General features: G+C 43.3%; 15 protein-coding genes. 13 read left to right on the forward strand and 2 right to left on the reverse strand.

All coding sequences use genetic code 11. From position 1 onward, the window contains the following. Nucleotides 1-32 precede the first annotated feature (32 nt). The 11 genes from pyrR to EKQ44_RS02815 all read left to right on the forward strand — a co-directional run bounded on the left by pyrR (nucleotide 33) and on the right by EKQ44_RS02815 (nucleotide 13,821). Nucleotides 33-575, forward strand: a complete 543-nt coding sequence (gene pyrR / locus EKQ44_RS02765) for a bifunctional pyr operon transcriptional regulator/uracil phosphoribosyltransferase PyrR (protein ID WP_237661984.1) — start codon at nucleotides 33-35, stop codon at nucleotides 573-575. Between the two features lie 153 nt (nucleotides 576-728). Further along, entirely contained in the window at nucleotides 729-2,048 is a 1,320-nt protein-coding gene (locus EKQ44_RS02770) for a solute carrier family 23 protein (RefSeq protein ID WP_237661985.1), read from the forward strand. Nucleotides 2,049-2,209: 161 nt separating this feature from the next. Continuing rightward, the gene (locus EKQ44_RS02775) at nucleotides 2,210-3,136 is read left to right on the forward strand and encodes an aspartate carbamoyltransferase catalytic subunit (RefSeq protein WP_237661986.1); all 927 of its coding nucleotides are present in this window, start codon (nucleotides 2,210-2,212) and stop codon (nucleotides 3,134-3,136) included. Continuing rightward, complete coding sequence (locus EKQ44_RS02780; RefSeq protein WP_237661987.1) at nucleotides 3,102-4,391, forward strand: dihydroorotase; 1,290 nt, start codon at nucleotides 3,102-3,104, stop codon at nucleotides 4,389-4,391. Before EKQ44_RS02775 ends, EKQ44_RS02780 begins: the two co-directional genes overlap by 35 nt. Further along, nucleotides 4,388-5,485: a carbamoyl phosphate synthase small subunit gene (locus EKQ44_RS02785; RefSeq protein ID WP_237661988.1), complete on the forward strand. Its 1,098-nt coding sequence runs from the start codon at nucleotides 4,388-4,390 to the stop codon at nucleotides 5,483-5,485. The genes EKQ44_RS02780 and EKQ44_RS02785 overlap by 4 nt, the downstream gene beginning before the upstream one ends. After that, entirely contained in the window at nucleotides 5,470-8,685 is a 3,216-nt protein-coding gene (gene carB, locus EKQ44_RS02790; protein ID WP_237661989.1) for a carbamoyl-phosphate synthase large subunit, read from the forward strand. The genes EKQ44_RS02785 and carB overlap by 16 nt, the downstream gene beginning before the upstream one ends. Then, nucleotides 8,685-9,461, forward strand: a complete 777-nt coding sequence (locus EKQ44_RS02795) for a dihydroorotate dehydrogenase electron transfer subunit (protein ID WP_237661990.1) — start codon at nucleotides 8,685-8,687, stop codon at nucleotides 9,459-9,461. Before carB ends, EKQ44_RS02795 begins: the two co-directional genes overlap by 1 nt. Beyond that, complete coding sequence (locus tag EKQ44_RS02800) at nucleotides 9,458-10,399, forward strand: dihydroorotate dehydrogenase (protein ID WP_237661991.1); 942 nt, start codon at nucleotides 9,458-9,460, stop codon at nucleotides 10,397-10,399. The genes EKQ44_RS02795 and EKQ44_RS02800 overlap by 4 nt, the downstream gene beginning before the upstream one ends. Continuing rightward, nucleotides 10,371-11,084 carry an orotidine-5'-phosphate decarboxylase gene (gene pyrF, locus EKQ44_RS02805; RefSeq protein ID WP_237661992.1) on the forward strand — a complete coding sequence of 238 codons (714 nt, stop codon included), beginning with the start codon at nucleotides 10,371-10,373 and terminating at the stop codon, nucleotides 11,082-11,084. The genes EKQ44_RS02800 and pyrF overlap by 29 nt, the downstream gene beginning before the upstream one ends. An 8-nt stretch (nucleotides 11,085-11,092) precedes the next feature. Further along, the gene (pyrE, locus tag EKQ44_RS02810; protein WP_237662545.1) at nucleotides 11,093-11,725 is read left to right on the forward strand and encodes an orotate phosphoribosyltransferase; all 633 of its coding nucleotides are present in this window, start codon (nucleotides 11,093-11,095) and stop codon (nucleotides 11,723-11,725) included. A 1,013-nt stretch (nucleotides 11,726-12,738) separates the two neighbouring features. Further along, nucleotides 12,739-13,821 (forward strand): nuclease-related domain-containing protein, encoded by a 1,083-nt coding sequence (locus EKQ44_RS02815; RefSeq protein ID WP_237661993.1) that lies wholly within the window; start codon nucleotides 12,739-12,741, stop codon nucleotides 13,819-13,821. On the opposite strand, the gene EKQ44_RS02820 is transcribed toward EKQ44_RS02815, so the two are convergent. After that, nucleotides 13,813-14,571 carry a SurA N-terminal domain-containing protein gene (locus tag EKQ44_RS02820; RefSeq protein WP_237661994.1) on the reverse strand — a complete coding sequence of 253 codons (759 nt, stop codon included), beginning with the start codon at nucleotides 14,569-14,571 and terminating at the stop codon, nucleotides 13,813-13,815. The two genes, EKQ44_RS02815 and EKQ44_RS02820, sit on opposite strands and share 9 nt — an antisense overlap. A 176-nt stretch (nucleotides 14,572-14,747) precedes the next feature. On the opposite strand from EKQ44_RS02820, the gene EKQ44_RS02825 reads away from it, so the two are divergent. Both EKQ44_RS02825 and EKQ44_RS02830 read left to right on the forward strand, forming a co-directional pair. Continuing rightward, nucleotides 14,748-15,278: an RNA polymerase sigma factor gene (locus EKQ44_RS02825; protein WP_237661995.1), complete on the forward strand. Its 531-nt coding sequence runs from the start codon at nucleotides 14,748-14,750 to the stop codon at nucleotides 15,276-15,278. Continuing rightward, on the forward strand, nucleotides 15,265-15,897 hold the full coding sequence (locus EKQ44_RS02830; RefSeq protein ID WP_237661996.1) for a hypothetical protein: 633 nt from the start codon (nucleotides 15,265-15,267) through the stop codon (nucleotides 15,895-15,897). The genes EKQ44_RS02825 and EKQ44_RS02830 overlap by 14 nt, the downstream gene beginning before the upstream one ends. 44 nt (nucleotides 15,898-15,941) lie before the next feature. Here EKQ44_RS02830 and EKQ44_RS02835 read toward each other — a convergent pair whose 3' ends face one another. Further along, nucleotides 15,942-17,645 carry an Rqc2 family fibronectin-binding protein gene (locus EKQ44_RS02835; RefSeq protein ID WP_237661997.1) on the reverse strand — a complete coding sequence of 568 codons (1,704 nt, stop codon included), beginning with the start codon at nucleotides 17,643-17,645 and terminating at the stop codon, nucleotides 15,942-15,944. Nucleotides 17,646-17,789 lie beyond the last annotated feature (144 nt).

Consider the following 17,789-nt stretch of genomic DNA (forward strand, 5'->3'; position numbering starts at 1 on the left):
TTACAGGTAAGGGTAAGAAAGGGTGAGGAAAAATGGCAGAAAAGGCTTTGATTTTAGACGAGCAGGCAATAAGAAGAGCGTTAACTCGCATCGCCCATGAAATAATTGAACGAAATAAAGGTGTGGAAGACTCCGTTCTTGTTGGGATAAAAACAAGAGGGATTCACTTAGCCAAACGATTGGCCGAGCGCATCAATCAAATAGAAGAAAAGGAAATAGCAGTTGGGGAATTGGATATAACGTTGTACAGGGACGACCTTACTACCAAAACATCCGATAATGAACCGCTTGTTAAAGGTTCTGACATCCCGGTCGACATAAACAATAAGAAAGTTATCTTGGTAGATGATGTATTGTTTACAGGTAGAACCGTTCGAGCGGGAATGGACGCGCTAATGGATTTCGGTAGACCATCACAAATCCAATTAGCTGTACTTGTAGACAGAGGACATAGGGAGCTTCCGATACGAGCTGATTTCGTAGGAAAGAATATTCCGACGGCAAGCACCGAAAAGATAGTAGTGGAGCTATCCGAAATAGATAATAATGATCAAGTTAGTATACATGATAAATAAATAGACCCTTTTAATTGCAGTCCCGTGAGGCTGGCAAAGGGGTAAATTGGTTTTGAGAATCCGCTGCTGGCGGATATTCGAGGAGCCTCTCTACCTCTTTGCGCCATCAGGCTGCCAAAGAGTTTTTTTATGGGAAAATAGGGAGGTAATCTGATGAGAGAGAAACCAGTTTTAGACATACATGAAGTACCTAGCAAATCAAAATGGTTGATTTTCAGTATACAACATTTATTCGCCATGTTTGGCGCAACGATATTAGTTCCTGCACTTGTAGGACTGAATCCAGCAGTTGCGTTGATAGCAAGTGGCCTTGGAACGCTTGCTTACATTTTCATCACTAAAGGACAGATCCCAGCATATCTTGGTTCATCCTTTGCCTTCATCGTGCCGATCATAGCGGCCTCGGAACTTGCAGGTCCCGGCGGAGCGATGGTAGGGGGATTCCTTGCAGGGGCGGTATATGGAATTGTGGCCCTATTGATCAAGCAGCTTGGCCATCAATGGATCTTAACCATTTTGCCTCCGGTTGTAGTAGGGCCGGTGATTATAGTTATAGGACTAGGTTTAGCCGGAGTTGCAGTCGATATGGCAATGTATGAAAATCCCGGCGCACCAGAAGCTGAACTCATCTATAGTGTGAAACATCTTACGGTAGCCTTGACAACACTTGCCATTACCATTGTAAGTGCGATTTTCTTAAGAGGCATCTTCGGCATCATCCCGATACTGATTGGTATCGTCGGTGGATATATTACAGCATATTTTGCAGGATTGATTGACTTGACACCAGTGAGTGTAGCAAAGTGGATCGAAGCACCGAACTTTATCGTACCGTTTGTTGATTATTCCCCAATGGTGACAGTGTCCATCATCGGTATCATGGTTCCGATAGCAATTGTAACCATCGCAGAACATATTGGAGATCAAATGGTAATCAGTAAAATTGTCGGAAAGAACTTTATTAAAAAACCAGGACTACACCGCTCCATCCTAGGGGATGGTGTGGCAACGATGATCGCCTCCTTGATTGGTGGTCCACCTAACACAACGTATGGTGAAAACATCGGGGTCCTGGCCATAACGAGAGTTTTCAGTGTCTTTGTTGTCGGAGGAGCGGCAGTCCTTGCCATCATGTTCGGATTTATCGGTAAAATATCAGCTTTGATCGGCACCATTCCAAGTGCGGTAATGGGTGGGGTATCCATCCTCTTGTTTGGAATAATAGCTTCAAGTGGTTTAAGAACGTTAATTGACAATAAAATAGATTTCAGTGTAAAACGAAATCTGATCATCGCTTCTGTGATCATGGTAATAGGTGTGGGAGGAGCTTTCATTAAAGTGCTTGACGTGCAGATTGCAGGAATGGCGCTGGCAACGATCATCGGGATCTTCCTTAACATTTTCTTACCGGGGAGAGAATCCGCAGCATCAGAACATGATGTGATGGATGAAGAACAAAATACAGTAGCTTAACCTTTTAAGACAAGTCCAGAGAGGCTGAGAAGGGTGCAAAGCGAACACTTAGTAAACAAGGAAGATTCTGCAATAGTATCCTCTTGTTTACCTGAGTATGAGCAAAACACCCTTCCGCCAAAATGGATAGGGTGTTTTTTTATGAAACGGGAGGGATGGAAATGAGACACTTACGAACGATGAGTGATTTGGCAAACGAGGAGATTATGGCGCTGATTGAAGAAGCAATGGATTTTCAACAAGGAAAACAATGGACACCAGAAAAGCAGACATTCGTTGCCAACCTTTTCTACGAGTCAAGTACAAGAACAAAATGCAGCTTTGAAGTCGCAGAAAGAAGTCTGGGTCTTCAAGTACTGCCATTTGAAGTCAGCACCTCAAGCGTCAACAAAGGTGAAAGCTTGTACGATACGTCTAAAACATTGGAGTCCCTAGGTGTAAGTGCTCTTGTCATCCGCCATCCTGAAGAAGAATATTTCAACCAACTACATACTATTCAGGCAGCGATCATCAATGGTGGAGATGGTTGTGGAAATCATCCTACCCAATCTTTATTGGACCTGATGACGATTTACCAGGAATATGAGAAATTTGCGGGATTGAACATAACCATTGTTGGTGACATCCGCCATAGCAGGGTGGCAAGATCTAACGCGGAAGTTTTGCATCGGTTAGGTGCGGTAGTGAAGTTTGTTGCCCCTGACGAATGGAAGGATGAAACCTATCATCAAGATGCCTACATCACAATGGATGAGGCGATACAAACCAGTGATGTGGTGATGCTTTTGAGAATCCAGCATGAAAGGCATCACAGTGAAAAAGCAGGATTGGATGATTACCACAAGAAATACGGTATGACAATCCAACGAGAAAAAGAAATGAAGCCGAACAGTATCATCATGCACCCTGCGCCGATCAACCGCGGCGTGGAAATTGCTTCAGAACTTGTGGAATGCGAGCGCTCAAGGATTTTCAAGCAGATGGAAAACGGCTTATACATGAGAATGGCTGTACTGAAAAGAGCACTAACAAACAATGAAGGAGGAAAAGAGCATGAAAACATTATTAAAGAATGGGAAATGGCTTAATTCTGAAGGTGAAATGAAAAAGGTGGATATTCTGATCGAGGATAAAACCATTAAAAGCATCGCCTCCAACATTGAAGATAACGGCAATGAAGAAGTGATCGATCTAGAAGGGAACCTTGTATCTGCAGGATTTATCGATGTACATGTACACTTAAGGGAACCTGGCGGGGAAAAGAAAGAAACAATTGAAACAGGAACGTTGGCTGCAGCCAAGGGTGGATTCACCACCATTTGCGCCATGCCTAATACAAGACCTACACCTGATACGAAAGAACAGCTAGAATGGCTGACTAATAGAATCGAAGAAACAGCAAGTGTTCGTGTTCTACCATATGCATGCATCACAACAAGACAACTTGGACTGGAACTTACCAACTTTGCCGAGTTAAAAGAAGCTGGAGCATTCGCTTTTACTGATGATGGGGTTGGCGTGCAGGATGCCTCCAAAATGCTTGAAGCAATGAAACAAGCGGCGGCGCTTGATATGGCGATAGTTGCTCATTGTGAAGAAAATACATTAATCAACAAAGGTTCTGTTCATGAAGGGGAATTTTCTAAGGAACATGGGTTGAATGGCATTCCATCTGTATGTGAATCCGTTCATATCGCACGCGACATTTTGCTTGCAGAAGCTGCAGGCTGTCACTACCATGTCTGCCATATCAGTACAAAAGAATCCGTCAGAGTGGTAAGGGACGCAAAGCGAGCTGGCATTAGAGTCACAGCGGAAGTCAGCCCGCATCATTTGCTTTTGTGTGAGGATGATATCCCGGGACTTGATCCGAATTTCAAAATGAACCCACCTTTAAGAGGTAAAGCAGACCAAGAAGCACTAATAGAGGGGCTGCTTGACGGAACCATTGATTTCATCGCAACCGACCATGCTCCCCATACAGCAGATGAAAAAGCGGAAGGCATGGAAAAGGCCCCATTCGGAATCGTAGGATTGGAAACTGCTTTTCCATTACTTTATACAAACTTTGTGGAAACAGGGGAATTCACGCTAAAACAATTACTAGAATGGCTGACTGTCAAGCCTTCAGAAGTCTTTAAACTGCAAAGTGGGCAACTAAAAGAAGGAGCACCAGCAGATCTTACCATCATCGATATGAATAGCATATCAACAATTAATCCGGAGAGCTTCCTTTCCAAAGGGAAGAATACTCCATTTACAGGTTGGGAATGCAAAGGATGGCCTGTTATGACAATAGTAGAAGGAAAACTAGTTTGGCAGAAAGGTAGTGTTCAAGTATGAATCGACAACTAATTTTAGAAGACGGCACTTTCTTTGTAGGAAAGGCGTTTGGCAGCTTAAAGGACTCTATTGGCGAAGTGGTTTTTAATACAGGAATGACAGGTTATCAAGAAATCTTATCGGACCCATCCTACTGCGGTCAGCTTGTGACCCTCACATACCCGCTAGTTGGAAACTACGGAGTGAATAGGGATGACTTTGAATCCATTCACCCGGCAATCCACGGATTTATTGTAAAAGAAGTAAGTGATTACCCTTCCAACTTCCGTAATCAATGGACATTGGATGAGTTTTTCAAAGCAAAAGACATTCCGGGAATTGCAGGTATTGATACGAGAAAACTGACTAGAATCATTCGTCAGCATGGAACGCTAAAAGGTGCTTTATGCGGACTTGATGTAGATCGCGAAGAAGTGATTCAACAATTGAAAACGACGACACTTGCAACCAACCAGGTTCATCAAGTGTCCACCAAAACGGCATATCCTAGCCCGGGTCGCGGTTACCGTGTGGTACTTGTGGACTTTGGGATGAAACACGGTATTTTACGAGAATTGAACAAACGCGGATGTGACGTGGTAGTGGTTCCATACAACATCACTGCAGAAGAAATCATGCAGCTTAGCCCGGACGGAGTGATGCTATCCAATGGACCTGGAGACCCAAAAGACGTACCGGAAGCGATCACCATGATTCAAGGATTACTCGGAAAAGTGCCAGTGTTCGGGATTTGCCTTGGACATCAGCTTTTTGCCCTTGCATGTGGAGCGGACACCGAAAAAATGAAATTTGGCCATAGAGGCTCCAATCACCCAGTAAAAGATTTGAAAACTGGAAAGGTTGCATTAACCTCCCAAAACCATGGCTACACCGTAACGGAAGAGTCATTGGGAAATACAAGACTAGAAGTAACGCATATCGCCCTGAACGACGGTACGGTCGAAGGTGTCAAACATAAAGATTATCCGGTATTCACGGTCCAATATCACCCAGAAGCAAGTCCGGGACCAGAAGATGCGAACTACTTATTTGATCAATTCATGGAACTTATCAAGGAATCGAAAAAGGAGGAACTTGTATGCCAAAACGTCTAGACATCCAATCCATCTTAGTAATCGGGTCCGGTCCAATCGTGATCGGCCAAGCAGCAGAGTTTGATTATGCAGGTACACAAGCGTGTATCGCCCTTCGCGAAGAAGGATACCGCGTCATCCTAGTAAACTCCAATCCTGCAACCATCATGACAGATCAAGAGATGGCGGACAAAGTATACATGGAGCCGTTGACGGTCGAATTTGTAAGTAGAATCATTCGCAAGGAACGACCAGACGCCATCCTTCCTACTCTTGGTGGGCAAACTGGATTGAACCTTGCTGTGGAACTAGCAGAAGCAGGCGTTCTAGAAGAATGCAACGTGCAAATCCTTGGTACGAAGTTATCTGCCATCCAAAAAGCAGAGGACCGCGACCTGTTCCGTACCTTGATGAATGAGCTTGGAGAGCCTGTCCCACAAAGTGAAATCATCACAAATCTGGAAGAAGCTTATGAGTTTGTTAATGAAGTAGGCTACCCGGTCATTGTAAGACCTGCCTATACGCTTGGTGGGACAGGCGGAGGAATTTGTTCCAACGAAGAAGAATTGATTGAGATCGTGACTAGCGGACTGAAAAATAGTCCGGTAACGCAATGCCTACTTGAGAAGAGCATCGCTGGATTCAAGGAAATCGAATATGAAGTAATGCGTGACAGCAATGATAACGCAATTGTAGTTTGTAATATGGAAAACATTGATCCGGTTGGCGTACATACGGGAGACTCCATCGTAGTGGCGCCAAGTCAGACGCTAAGTGACAGGGAATACCAGTTGTTGCGTAATGTATCCCTGAAAATCATCCGTGCCCTGGAAATCGAGGGCGGATGTAATGTACAGCTTGCGCTAGATCCACACAGTTTCAATTACTTCATCATTGAAGTAAACCCAAGGGTAAGCCGTTCATCTGCACTCGCTTCCAAGGCAACAGGTTATCCAATTGCCAAGCTTGCAGCGAAAATCGCGGTAGGCCTGACGCTGGATGAAATGATGAACCCTGTTACAGGTAAAACGTATGCATGCTTTGAGCCGGCACTTGATTATATCGTAACCAAAATCCCTAGGTTCCCATTTGATAAGTTCGAGTCCGCCAACCGCCGACTTGGCACTCAAATGAAAGCGACCGGGGAAGTAATGGCAATCGGAAGAACGTTCGAGGAATCCCTACTTAAAGCGGTTCGTTCCTTAGAGTCAAACATTTCCTACCTCGAACTTGAAGGAAGCGAAGAGTTTTCAGATGAACTAGTAGAAAAACGCATCAGGAAAGCTGGAGATGAGAGGTTGTTCTATATCGCTGAAGCGATGAGAAGAGGCGTCACCATCCACACTATCCATGACTGGTGCGAAATCGATCTGTTTTTCCTGCAGAAGTTGCATAAAATCTTGGCGATGGAAGAGTTCATCACAAGTAACAATGGCTGCCTCTCCACACTGGTAGAAGCGAAAGAAATGGGCTTCAGCGACGAAACGATCGCCAAACTATGGTCCACAACCGAAAGAGAGATATATGAACTGCGCCTTCAAGAAACAATAGCACCTGTCTATAAGATGGTGGATACTTGTGCAGCTGAATTTGAATCCAGTACACCATACTATTATGGAACGTATGAGGATGAGAACGAATCAGAAGTTACGGAAAAAGAAAGCATTGTCGTATTGGGTTCTGGTCCAATCAGGATTGGCCAAGGGGTGGAGTTCGACTATGCAACGGTTCATTCTGTATGGGCGATCAAGGAAGCTGGTTATGAAGCAATCATCATCAACAATAACCCAGAAACCGTATCAACAGACTTCAGTATTTCTGACAAGCTTTACTTTGAGCCGTTAACGATTGAGGATGTCATGAATATCATCAATCTCGAAAAGCCAAAAGGAGTTGTGGTGCAATTTGGTGGCCAAACGGCAATCAATCTTGCAGCAGAATTAGAAGCAAGAGGAGTCAAGATTCTAGGTACTACCTTGGAAGACTTGGACCGTGCGGAAAACCGCGATAAATTCGAACAAACACTGAATACACTTGACATTCCACAACCTAAAGGGAAAACAGCCATCTCGATCCCTGAGGCAATCGAAATTGCTGAAGGAATCGGCTACCCGGTGCTTGTACGTCCATCCTATGTTTTGGGCGGTCGCGCAATGGAAATCGTCTATAAGTCTGAAGAACTTTTACACTACATGAAAAATGCAGTGAAAATTAACCCGGAACATCCAGTACTGATTGATAAATACATGATAGGTAAAGAAATCGAAGTAGATGCAATCTCAGATGGAAAAGATGTATTCATACCAGGCATCATGGAGCATATCGAACGCGCTGGTGTTCACTCTGGTGACTCCATCGCGGTTTACCCACCGCAAACACTGAGTGCAGCAATCAAAGAGCAAATCATCGATTACACAACAAGGTTGGCGCAAGGCTTGAACATTATTGGTCTACTAAACATTCAATTTGTCATCTACAAAGAGGAAGTTTATGTAATCGAAGTTAACCCAAGATCAAGCCGTACCGTACCATTCTTGAGCAAAATTACCCATGTGCCTATGGCGAAGGTTGCAACTAAGATCATCCTAGGTGAAACACTGACTTCACAAGGATATGGATCTGGACTACAACCTGAGACAAAAGGAGTTTTCGTGAAAGTGCCAGTTTTCTCTTTTGCAAAACTGCGGAATGTCGATATCACGCTTGGACCAGAGATGAAGTCTACTGGGGAAGTGATGGGGAAAGACATCACCCTTGAAAAAGCACTATATAAAGGATTGGTTGCTTCAGGAATTTCCATAAAAACATACGGCTCTGTATTGTTCACCATTGCTGACAAAGATAAAGAAGAAGCTCTTCAACTGGCGAAAAGGTTTCACCGTATCGGCTATAAACTTCTGGCAACAGCCGGAACTGCCGAGTTCTTCGGGGAGTCGGATATTCCTGTAACAGTTGTTAATAAAATTGGTGGAGAGTCTCCGAACCTGATTGATGTCATTAGAAAAGGGCAGGCACAATTCGTTATCAACACCCTGACTAAAGGCAAACAACCAGCACGTGACGGATTCAGAATCCGCCGTGAATCAGTGGAAAATGGGATCCCTTGCCTGACATCACTTGATACAGCAAAAGCGATCTTGAGAGTGCTAGAATCAATGACATTCTCCATCGAATCGATTGAAACCTTGGAAAGCAAAGAAAAAGAGGCGGTGTACAGCTAATGAAAAAAGCCTGGATGACCATCATCTCTCAAACTAATATTGCACGGAACATCTATGAAATGACCTTAGAAGGAGAACTCGTCGATCTGATGAGTTCCCCTGGTCAGTTCGTTCATATCCGTGTGACAGAAGGATTCGAAACCCTTTTAAGGCGTCCGATCAGTATATCATGCATTGATAAGAAAAAACGACAATGTAAGATCACATACAGAGCTGAGGGTAAAGGAACAATGATTTTGGCCAGAAAACAGCCAGGTGAAAAGCTAGACATTTTGGGGCCACTGGGAAACGGTTTTCAAGTAGAGGAATTACAACGCGAAGATCATGCATTGATTGTTGGAGGTGGGATCGGTGTCCCACCACTCCTAGAGTTGACCAAGCAATTGAACCGTAAAGGAGTACGCACCACCCACGTACTTGGCTTCCAGTCGAAAGAAGATGTATTTTATAAAAATGAATTTGCATACTTCGGAGACACCTATGTAGCAACGGTAAACGGGACATATGGAACGGAAGGATTTGTTACAAATGTGTTGGATGAGATTCAGCCATCATTTAATACCCTCTTCGCTTGTGGCCCAACACCAATGCTTGCAGCACTTGAAAACCTTTTCCCGGATGAGAATGTCTATCTATCTCTTGAAGAGCGGATGGGCTGTGGCATCGGTGCGTGTTTTGCATGTGTCTGTCACCTTCAAAACGATCCACAAGGATATTCTTACAAAAAAGTTTGTACAGATGGACCGGTATTCCGGGCAGGGGAGGTTGTTCTATGAGTTGCTTATCTACTAATTTGCCAGGGCTGGACTTGAAGAATCCGATTATGCCAGCATCCGGATGCTTTGGATTCGGTAGGGAATATGCCAAGCTCTATGACTTGAATATTCTTGGAGCGATCATGATAAAAGCTACCACTGCTGAGCCTAGGTTTGGTAATCCTACTCCAAGGGTTGCAGAAACCAACGCAGGAATGCTCAATGCAATTGGGCTGCAAAATCCCGGACTGGAAAAGGTCCTGTCGGAAGAGTTACCGTTTTTAGCCAACTACAATGTGCCTATCATCGCCAATGTGGCAGGATCGTTGATTGAGGACTATGTAAAGGTTGCAAAAGAAATCTCTGCGGCACCGAATGTTCACGCCTTGGAATTGAACATCTCCTGCCCAAACGTTAAAACAGGGGGAATTGCATTCGGCACAGATCCTGCGGTAGCTTTTGAGGTCACAAAGGCAGTAAAGGAAGTTTCAGAAGTGCCTGTTTACGTTAAATTATCCCCAAATGTTGCAAACATTTCAGAGATTGCTATGGCAATTGAGCAGGCTGGAGCCGATGGGTTGACGATGATCAACACATTGCTTGGGATGAGAATAGATTTGAAAACAGGACGCCCAGTATTGGCGAATGGAACAGGAGGATTATCCGGTCCGGCAATTAAGCCGGTAGCCATCAGGATGATCCATGAAGTTAGCCAAAAGGTTTCCATCCCTATCATTGGCATGGGCGGTGTCCAGTCGGCTGATGATGTCTTGGAATACCTTTTTGCAGGAGCAAGCGCCGTCGCTGTCGGGACTGCAAACTTTGTAGATCCTTTTATCTGTCCGACCATCATCGAAGAACTTCCATATAAAATGCACGAATTAGGGTTTGAGCACATTTCAGAGTGTATCGGAAGGAGCTGGAAGCAGCATGCAAAAATCGCTTATAGTCGCGCTTGATTTTGCTGGAAGAGAAGAAGTTTCAAGGTTTCTTGCGAATTTCGGAGATGAAAAATTGTATGTGAAAGTCGGGATGGAATTGTTTTACCAAGAAGGCCCGAGGGTTGTGGAAACTCTGGTCGCAGACGGCCATGACGTATTCCTTGATCTAAAGCTACATGATATCCCCCATACCGTTTATCAAGCGATGAAAGGCCTTGGCAAGTTAGGAGTGACGATGACCAATCTCCATGCTGCGGGCGGGAAAGAAATGATGAAGGCAGGACTCGAAGGATTGATGGAAGGTGCGGCTGGACGACGACCAAACTTGATTGCAGTCACACAGCTTACTAGTATGACGGAAAAACGTATGCAAGAAGACCTCATGATTGCCGGTCAGCTTAATGAAGTGGTTCTGCATTATGCAACGAATGCATTCGAATCCGGTTTAGATGGAGTGGTTTGTTCCTCACTGGAGGCAACCATGCTTAGGAATGCGTTGGGAGAAGAGTTCAAAAAAGTCACCCCTGGAATCCGGATGAAAGAGGATAGTGTGGATGACCAGAAACGTGTGGTAACTCCATTGGAGGCGCGAAAATTTGGCGCAACAGAAATCGTAGTAGGACGCAGTATCACACGTGCTGCAAACCCTCGTAAGGCGTATGAAGCAATACTACAACAATGGCAGGGAGTGGAGATAGGATGAACGAAACTATGAACAGAACAGTGGCAGAAGACTTATTGGAAATCAAAGCGGTATTTTTCCAACCAAATGACCCTTTTACATGGTCCTCAGGAATTAAGTCACCCATTTATTGTGACAACCGTTTGACCATTTCATATCCACGTGTACGTAGAAATATTGCGGAGTCGTTGTCTAGATTGATTGCTTCAAAGTTTTCTGATGTGCAGGTGGTAGCTGGAACAGCTACAGCTGGGATACCTCATGCTGCATTGGTCAGTAATGAGCTGAACCTGCCGATGTGCTATGTTCGAAGCAAAGCGAAAGCGCATGGTAAAGGAAATCAAATTGAAGGCCGTGTAGAAGCCGGGCAGAAAGTAGTAGTAGTGGAAGACCTTATTTCTACAGGCGGCAGCGCAATCGCGGCAGTCCAAGCACTAAGGGAAGCTGGCTGTGAAGTGCTTGGGGTGGTAGCCATTTTTACATACGGATTGGACGTAGCCCATGACAACTTGGCGAACTATGAAATTGAAGCGCATGCACTATGTGATTATCAAACATTGATGGATGTGGCGATTGAGAAGGACTACATTCTCGAAGGTGATCGCAAGAAGCTTTCAAAGTGGGTGCAGAACCCGACAAGTGAGACTTGGATGGAGTTTTAAGTTGAATATAGTTGGAGTGTTTTCCTCTGGGCCTTGTGGTCTGGGGGATTTTTTGCTGTGGTAGTAGAATATTGGACTAGAAGATTACCTCCTTTTAAATGTAGGTAGCTGAGGATAAAGGAAAGTGTAGAATGTGAGAGTTTAGTGGTAGAAGGACAGTTGGGAAATGTAGAAGGTCGCACGGGAAGTGGTAGAAGGTTGAGATTTAACGGTAGAAGGTGGATTGTAGGGGGAGAGAGGTTAATGCAGGAACTATGTCGCCCTCCAGCCTAAGGCCACACGTCGATACCAGTAGCTTGAGTGTAGTCACAGAGGCGGGGAAAATTACCTGTATTTAAAATTAGGTAGCTGAAAAGAGCAGAAGTGTAGAATATGAAAGTTTAGTGGGGAGGTTGGGAAATGTACAAGATGATCCAGGAAATGTAGAAGGTGGCCGGAAAAGTGTAGAAGCTTCCGAATTTACTGTAGAACCCCCAAGCCCACCAGTGGATCCCAATGATTAAAATATCCTACTTTTAAATGTAGGTAGCTGAGGATAAAGGAAAGTGTAGAATGTGAGAGTTTAGTGGTAGAAGGACAGTTGGGAAATGTACAAGGTAATCCGGGAAATGTAGAAGGTAGCACGGGAAGTGGTAGAAGGTTGAGATTTAACGGTAGAAGGTGGATTGTAGGGGGAGAGAGGTTAATGCAGGAACTATGTCGCCCTCCAGCCTAAGGCCACACGTCGATACCAGTAGCCTGAGTGTAGTCACAGAAGCGGGGAAAATTACCTGTATTTAAAATTAGGTAGCTGAAAAGAGCAAAAGTGTAGAATATGAAAGTTTAGTGGTAAAAGGGAGGTTGGGAAATGTACAAGATGATCCAGGAAATGTAGAAGGTCGCCGGAAAAGTGTAGAAGCTTCCGAATTTACTGTAGAACCCCCAAGCCCATCAGAGGATTCCTATGATTAAAATAAAATATCCCCAAAAAAATATAACAAAATCACCCATTAAAGCAGGAACCCCACCAATAAATGTCGAAATATGTGACCAAACTAAAAATAGAAAGGTGTGAAAAATTGGATAAACAAGGATACCGTCGTTCAAAGATGCAGTGTAAACTAGATGCCTTACTTAGGAGGCTGCCACCTCAACATGAAAAATATCTACAGATTGAGAGTGATTTAGGTAAAAGGCGTTCTGGGGATTTTGGAGAAAACTCCATAGATTATTATTTGTCGCAATTAAGTGAAGTTCAAGATTGTATAATAGTAAAAGGAGCAAGACTACTCCTCAATAAGCATCACTTCCAAATGGATACTCTTCTACTGTTTCCTTCATTTTTTATCCTCCTAGAAACTAAACACTTAACTGGAACACTTCTTTTTGATCCAGATTACCAACAACTCATCCAGATTAAGAAAGAAGATATAAACCTTGAAATCTCTAGGCATGATCCGATCCTTCAAGTAAAAATGCAATATAATCAATTCAAGCGGTGGTTAGCCAACCACAATAAAGAAGGGTACCCAGGTTTTTGTTTTGTAGGTGTTACAAACCAAAACGCTATTGTAAAGGCTCTTTCCAACCCTACCCTAGTACAAGAATTCGTGGTGAGAAGCCCTGCCCTGACTTTTAAAATCAACGACATTCTAGCCAACCAGCAGCCAAAGCGCTCCACCAGATTTTCCCCACAAGAAATATCTTTTCTAATAACCAATCACCATGCTCCAAGAAATGTAAATATCCTCAAAGATTATAATATAGGGGCATTAGAAATATTGACAGGAGTTGCTTGCCCTAATTGCAACAAACTGGCTATGGAGAAACTCCCAAGGAAATGGAGCTGCCCATTTTGCAAACACCAGTCAAAGGATGCTCACATTTCAACCTTGATTGACTATTCTTTTTTATTTGGCACATCCATTTCAATACGAGAGGTATGCAGGGTTTTACACATAAATAATATACGCAGTGCCAGGAGAATGATAAATGAGTTATCTCTCAAACGAATAGGAACTACTTACAATTCAAGGTACTGTTTAAAAAGCCTTGTAGAACAACAAAACGCACCCAGATTAAAGGGTGCGTTTGTGAACTTCGTACTATTAGATTAATTTCTCAATTTCGCTGTCTTTCTTAAGGTCTTCCACTAGGGTTTGAAGTTTCTTTTGGACTTCTTCTTGCTCTAGTTGACCGCGAATTTGGTCTTCTACTTCAGCGAATTCAGGGAATTCGTTTTCTGGAGCTTCTTCTCCTTCTGGAGCTTCCGCTTGTTGTGCTTCACTTTGTTGTTTCGCTTGGTCGTAGTATTCTTTTACTTGCTCGTCCGACACTTTTGTGTCAGGGAATTCTTTTTCCATATACTTTTGAAGAGCCAACTCTTCGGCGATTTGTGCTTTCAATGTGTCCATAGTAAGCGGGCTTGCTTCTAGTGCCTCTTCGAATTTTTCTTCGCTTTCGTAACCTGCTTTAATATCGTTGATGTAGTCTTCGATTTCTTTTTCGCTTGCTTCGTAGCCTTTCTCTGCTACTTCTTGAGAAAGAATCTTTTGATCGATCAATGTATTCAGAGTTTGATCCTTCATTGCCTCAGCGTCTCCGCCTTGACCGAATTGCATCATCATCATCTGAGTTTGTTGAAGCATGTTGTTGTATTCTTGTCCTTTGATTTCTTGACCATTGACTTTAGCGACAACTTTCTCGGGATCTACTTCTTCCACTTCAGGAGTTTGTTGTTCTTGTCCTTGTTGCGCCTCTTTGTTTTCTTTCCCTTCGTTAGCAGCATTATTTCCATTGGAACCACATGCAGCTAATAGTACAGCTGTTAACATCGCTACTAGAAAGATCGTCAATTTCTTTTTCATGTTGTAACCTCCATTTGAAAAACATTTAAAACTATTTTTCCATTTAAACATGCTTTTTATGAGGAAGCAAATGATTACCCTTTTATTTGTTAAAATAAACCTAAAAATATGAAAATTTGGTGTAACTTTAAATTTTCTTATTCGTCTTTAAAACACATGAAAAAGGAGGGGACGGGATGGACGAGGAATTTGCCAAACAAAAAATCCAAGAGTGGTACGATATACATAGCGATGAAATCTATCGTTTTATAGTAATGCTTACGGGGGACCAGGAAGTAGCCAAGGATCTCATGCATGATACTTTTTTGAAATCTTATTTCAGTTTGCAACATTATCAGGGGAAAGTAAGTGTGAAAAATTGGTTATATCGGATCGCCAGAAGTGTAACGATAGATTATCAGAGAAGAGCTAGGCCGGTTGCTTTCTTTTTACAGGAGTGGAATCTTTTATCGGTAGACGAGGGGAATTGTCCGCAAAAGATAGTGGAATTGGGGGAAACGGAAGTGCATTTATATGCTGCGCTTAGTAAACTGAAACATTCCTATAAAGAGGTAATTGTACTCCGGAAACTAAAAGAAATGTCCATTCACGAAACCGCAGAAGTCCTCGATTGGTCAGAGGCAAAAGTGAAGACAACCCTTTTTCGAGCTCAACTGGCGTTAAAAAAACAGTTGGAAAAGGAGGGCTATATACATGAAAATATCTAATGATCAGAATGGATGGGAGCGAATTTCTAAAAGCTTTCAATTAATAGGTTTGGAACCGAACGAAAAGCAGGAAGTCCTCCATTCGTTGCAAGTAAATATGTCGAAAAAAAAGAGGTTAAGGCAATATAACTTCCATCTAGCCCCCATTGTATCTATAGTTCTATTCATAAGTACACTTGTTGTTGGAGGATATTATCTGGTTAATGGGAAAGCAAATGTGGATCATTATACTAGCGGTGGAGCAAATCCCACTCCAAAAATCCCTGTTTTAAGTGAAATGGGGTTAAGGCTTAGCCAGGATCAGATGAACACATGGTTAATCCTAAAAGAAAATGGAGAGATGGTCGGAAAACTTGCATTTTGTGAAAAACAATGTGATAAAGAGATCGATCGAATGAAGGTTATGGAAGAACGGGACCTGAAAGGTTTAAGCTATCCCACCACTTTATATCGAGAACATGTGAAGTCAATGAATGTTTTTCAAACTCAGCATTTCATTATGAGCAGGGAAGATGGAGAGCCTTTTGCCTATTTGCGAATTAACGTTCCTGACGTAGACCATGAGTTGGAACAAGGGGCAACAGTGATTCTTGAAAGCTTTCAAAATAATTTAAGATAAATTAAATAGCACCTGCTCTCTCATGAGGGCAGGTGCTTCTTTCATCACTTCTTCAGCCCAATGATCATCTCTTCATCAGGAGTCACATAGATGGTCTGTTGCTGTTCATAGATCACAAATCCAGGCTTGGACCCTGAAGGTTTCTTGACATTTCTGACTTTGGTGAAATCGACTGGAACAGAGCTTGAGTGTCGGGCTTTGCTGAAGTAGGCAGCGATGGTGGCAGCCTCTTTAATGGTCTCCTCTGTCGGGTCGGAGTTTTTGATGACGACATGGGAACCTGGTATGTCTTTTGTATGGAGCCATATATCGTCTCTACGGGCAATCCTATTGGTAAGGTGGTCGTTTTGTTTATTGTTCTTGCCTACTAAAATTTCTGTCCCGTCACTTGCAACATAACTCTCAAGAACTGGTTTTTGTGGTTTCAGCTTTTTTCGCTTTTGTTTCATGCGCAGATAGCCTTCTTCCATCAGCTCTTCACGGATTTCCTGGATATCCTTTGGAGAGGCTGTTTCCACCTGTTGGTTCAGCATGTCAAAGTATTCGATTTCCGCTTTCGCTTTTTCGATTTGTTCTTCTACGATAGCTAACGAATTCTTTGCTTTTTGGTATTTGTTAAAGTATCGTTGCGCGTTGCTAGAAGGAGATCGTTGCGGATCCAGTGCTATGGTGATGGTGCCGCCTTCTTCGTCATAATAGTTCACGACGGTCACCTCGGTATCTCCGCGCGAGATTTGATAAAGGTTGGCAGTCAGGAGCTCCCCATATAATTGAAATTTCTCTGCGTCCCTTGCATCCACTAAGGTCTGTTCAAGCTTTACAATCTTCTTTTCATTTTTCTGGATTTCGTTTGTGATAAAACGTTCGAGATCGTTTGCTTGCTGCTTTACGCGATCCCGTGATGCTTTTCCGAAGTAGAATCGGTCAAGTGTTTCGCTGAGTGAAGCAAACTGCTTACCTTCCCCTTTAAGGTGTTCAAGGTCAAGTAAATAGAAAACCTCTTTGTTGTCTGATGTAATGATCTGCGGCGAGAGGTCCCCCTTTTTGATTTTATCCACCAAGGCAATGAAGCTTTTAGGAAGGGTGTCCCTATTAGCCAGTCCAGCTAAATGGACAGCTTCCTTGGCGAATAAAGGGGAGACCCCGGCAAAAGTGTTAACAAGCTGCTTGTCGAGCTTTCCTCCGATATAGTCCAGTTTTCTCTGTACCGTTTCTTCAGTCGCTTCTAGAGGATTGATTTTATCCTGAGCAGGTGGAAGGACATACGTTTGGCCTGGTGTCAGGCTTCGATGTCTGTTCTGGGCCATCGGGACATGCTTGATGCTGTCTAGAATCATCTGCTTTTCTTTATCGATGAAAATGATATTGGAGTGGCGTCCCATGATTTCTACGATTAGCTGCTTGTAGGAAACATCCCCGATTTCATTTCGTGCTTTAACATCGAACACTATGATGCGGTCCATGCCTACTTGGTGGATATCCGTGATGATACTGCCTTCTAAATGCTTTCGTAGGAGCATGCAAAACATCGGCGGCTCTGACGGGTTTTCGTAGGATTCCTCTGTCAAGTGCATTCTTGCGTAGCTTGGGTGGGCACTGATGAGCAGCTTGTGATTTGTCCGGCCAGAACGGATGGTGAGCACTAGCTCATTTTTGTAAGGCTGGTAGATCTTTGTGATCCTTCCGCTTTCAAGCTTTTCCTTCAGCTCGTTTGTCATGGCGTATGTAAAAATTCCATCAAAACTCATATATGTAAACTTCCCTTCTTGTCAAAAAACTTATATTGTCTCTTTTCCTCATTATATCTTATCAATCTGATGAACGCCCAAAAAGTATATCATTTTTTTGGACGAGTCCGAATATGCTTTGGTAGATAGATTTTGTGCAAAGGT

The sequence above is a fragment of the Sutcliffiella horikoshii genome, from assembly GCF_021991925.1.
Lineage (GTDB): Bacteria > Bacillota > Bacilli > Bacillales > Bacillaceae_I > Sutcliffiella_A > Sutcliffiella_A horikoshii_F.

Bases quoted from the DNA above. Each gene is read 5' to 3' on its own strand.
- pyrR (WP_237661984.1), top strand. From the start codon at position 33: ATGGCAGAAAAGGCTTTGATTTTAGACGAGCAGGCAATAAGAAGAGCG.
- EKQ44_RS02770 (WP_237661985.1), top strand. From the start codon at position 729: ATGAGAGAGAAACCAGTTTTAGACATACATGAAGTACCTAGCAAATCA.
- EKQ44_RS02775 (WP_237661986.1), top strand. From the start codon at position 2,210: ATGAGACACTTACGAACGATGAGTGATTTGGCAAACGAGGAGATTATG.
- EKQ44_RS02780 (WP_237661987.1), top strand. From the start codon at position 3,102: ATGAAAACATTATTAAAGAATGGGAAATGGCTTAATTCTGAAGGTGAA.
- EKQ44_RS02785 (WP_237661988.1), top strand. From the start codon at position 4,388: ATGAATCGACAACTAATTTTAGAAGACGGCACTTTCTTTGTAGGAAAG.
- carB (WP_237661989.1), top strand. From the start codon at position 5,470: ATGCCAAAACGTCTAGACATCCAATCCATCTTAGTAATCGGGTCCGGT.
- EKQ44_RS02795 (WP_237661990.1), top strand. From the start codon at position 8,685: ATGAAAAAAGCCTGGATGACCATCATCTCTCAAACTAATATTGCACGG.
- EKQ44_RS02800 (WP_237661991.1), top strand. From the start codon at position 9,458: ATGAGTTGCTTATCTACTAATTTGCCAGGGCTGGACTTGAAGAATCCG.
- pyrF (WP_237661992.1), top strand. From the start codon at position 10,371: ATGCAAAAATCGCTTATAGTCGCGCTTGATTTTGCTGGAAGAGAAGAA.
- pyrE (WP_237662545.1), top strand. From the start codon at position 11,093: ATGAACAGAACAGTGGCAGAAGACTTATTGGAAATCAAAGCGGTATTT.
- EKQ44_RS02815 (WP_237661993.1), top strand. From the start codon at position 12,739: ATGTCGAAATATGTGACCAAACTAAAAATAGAAAGGTGTGAAAAATTG.
- EKQ44_RS02820 (WP_237661994.1), bottom strand. From the start codon at position 14,571: ATGAAAAAGAAATTGACGATCTTTCTAGTAGCGATGTTAACAGCTGTA.
- EKQ44_RS02825 (WP_237661995.1), top strand. From the start codon at position 14,748: ATGGACGAGGAATTTGCCAAACAAAAAATCCAAGAGTGGTACGATATA.
- EKQ44_RS02830 (WP_237661996.1), top strand. From the start codon at position 15,265: ATGAAAATATCTAATGATCAGAATGGATGGGAGCGAATTTCTAAAAGC.
- EKQ44_RS02835 (WP_237661997.1), bottom strand. From the start codon at position 17,645: ATGAGTTTTGATGGAATTTTTACATACGCCATGACAAACGAGCTGAAG.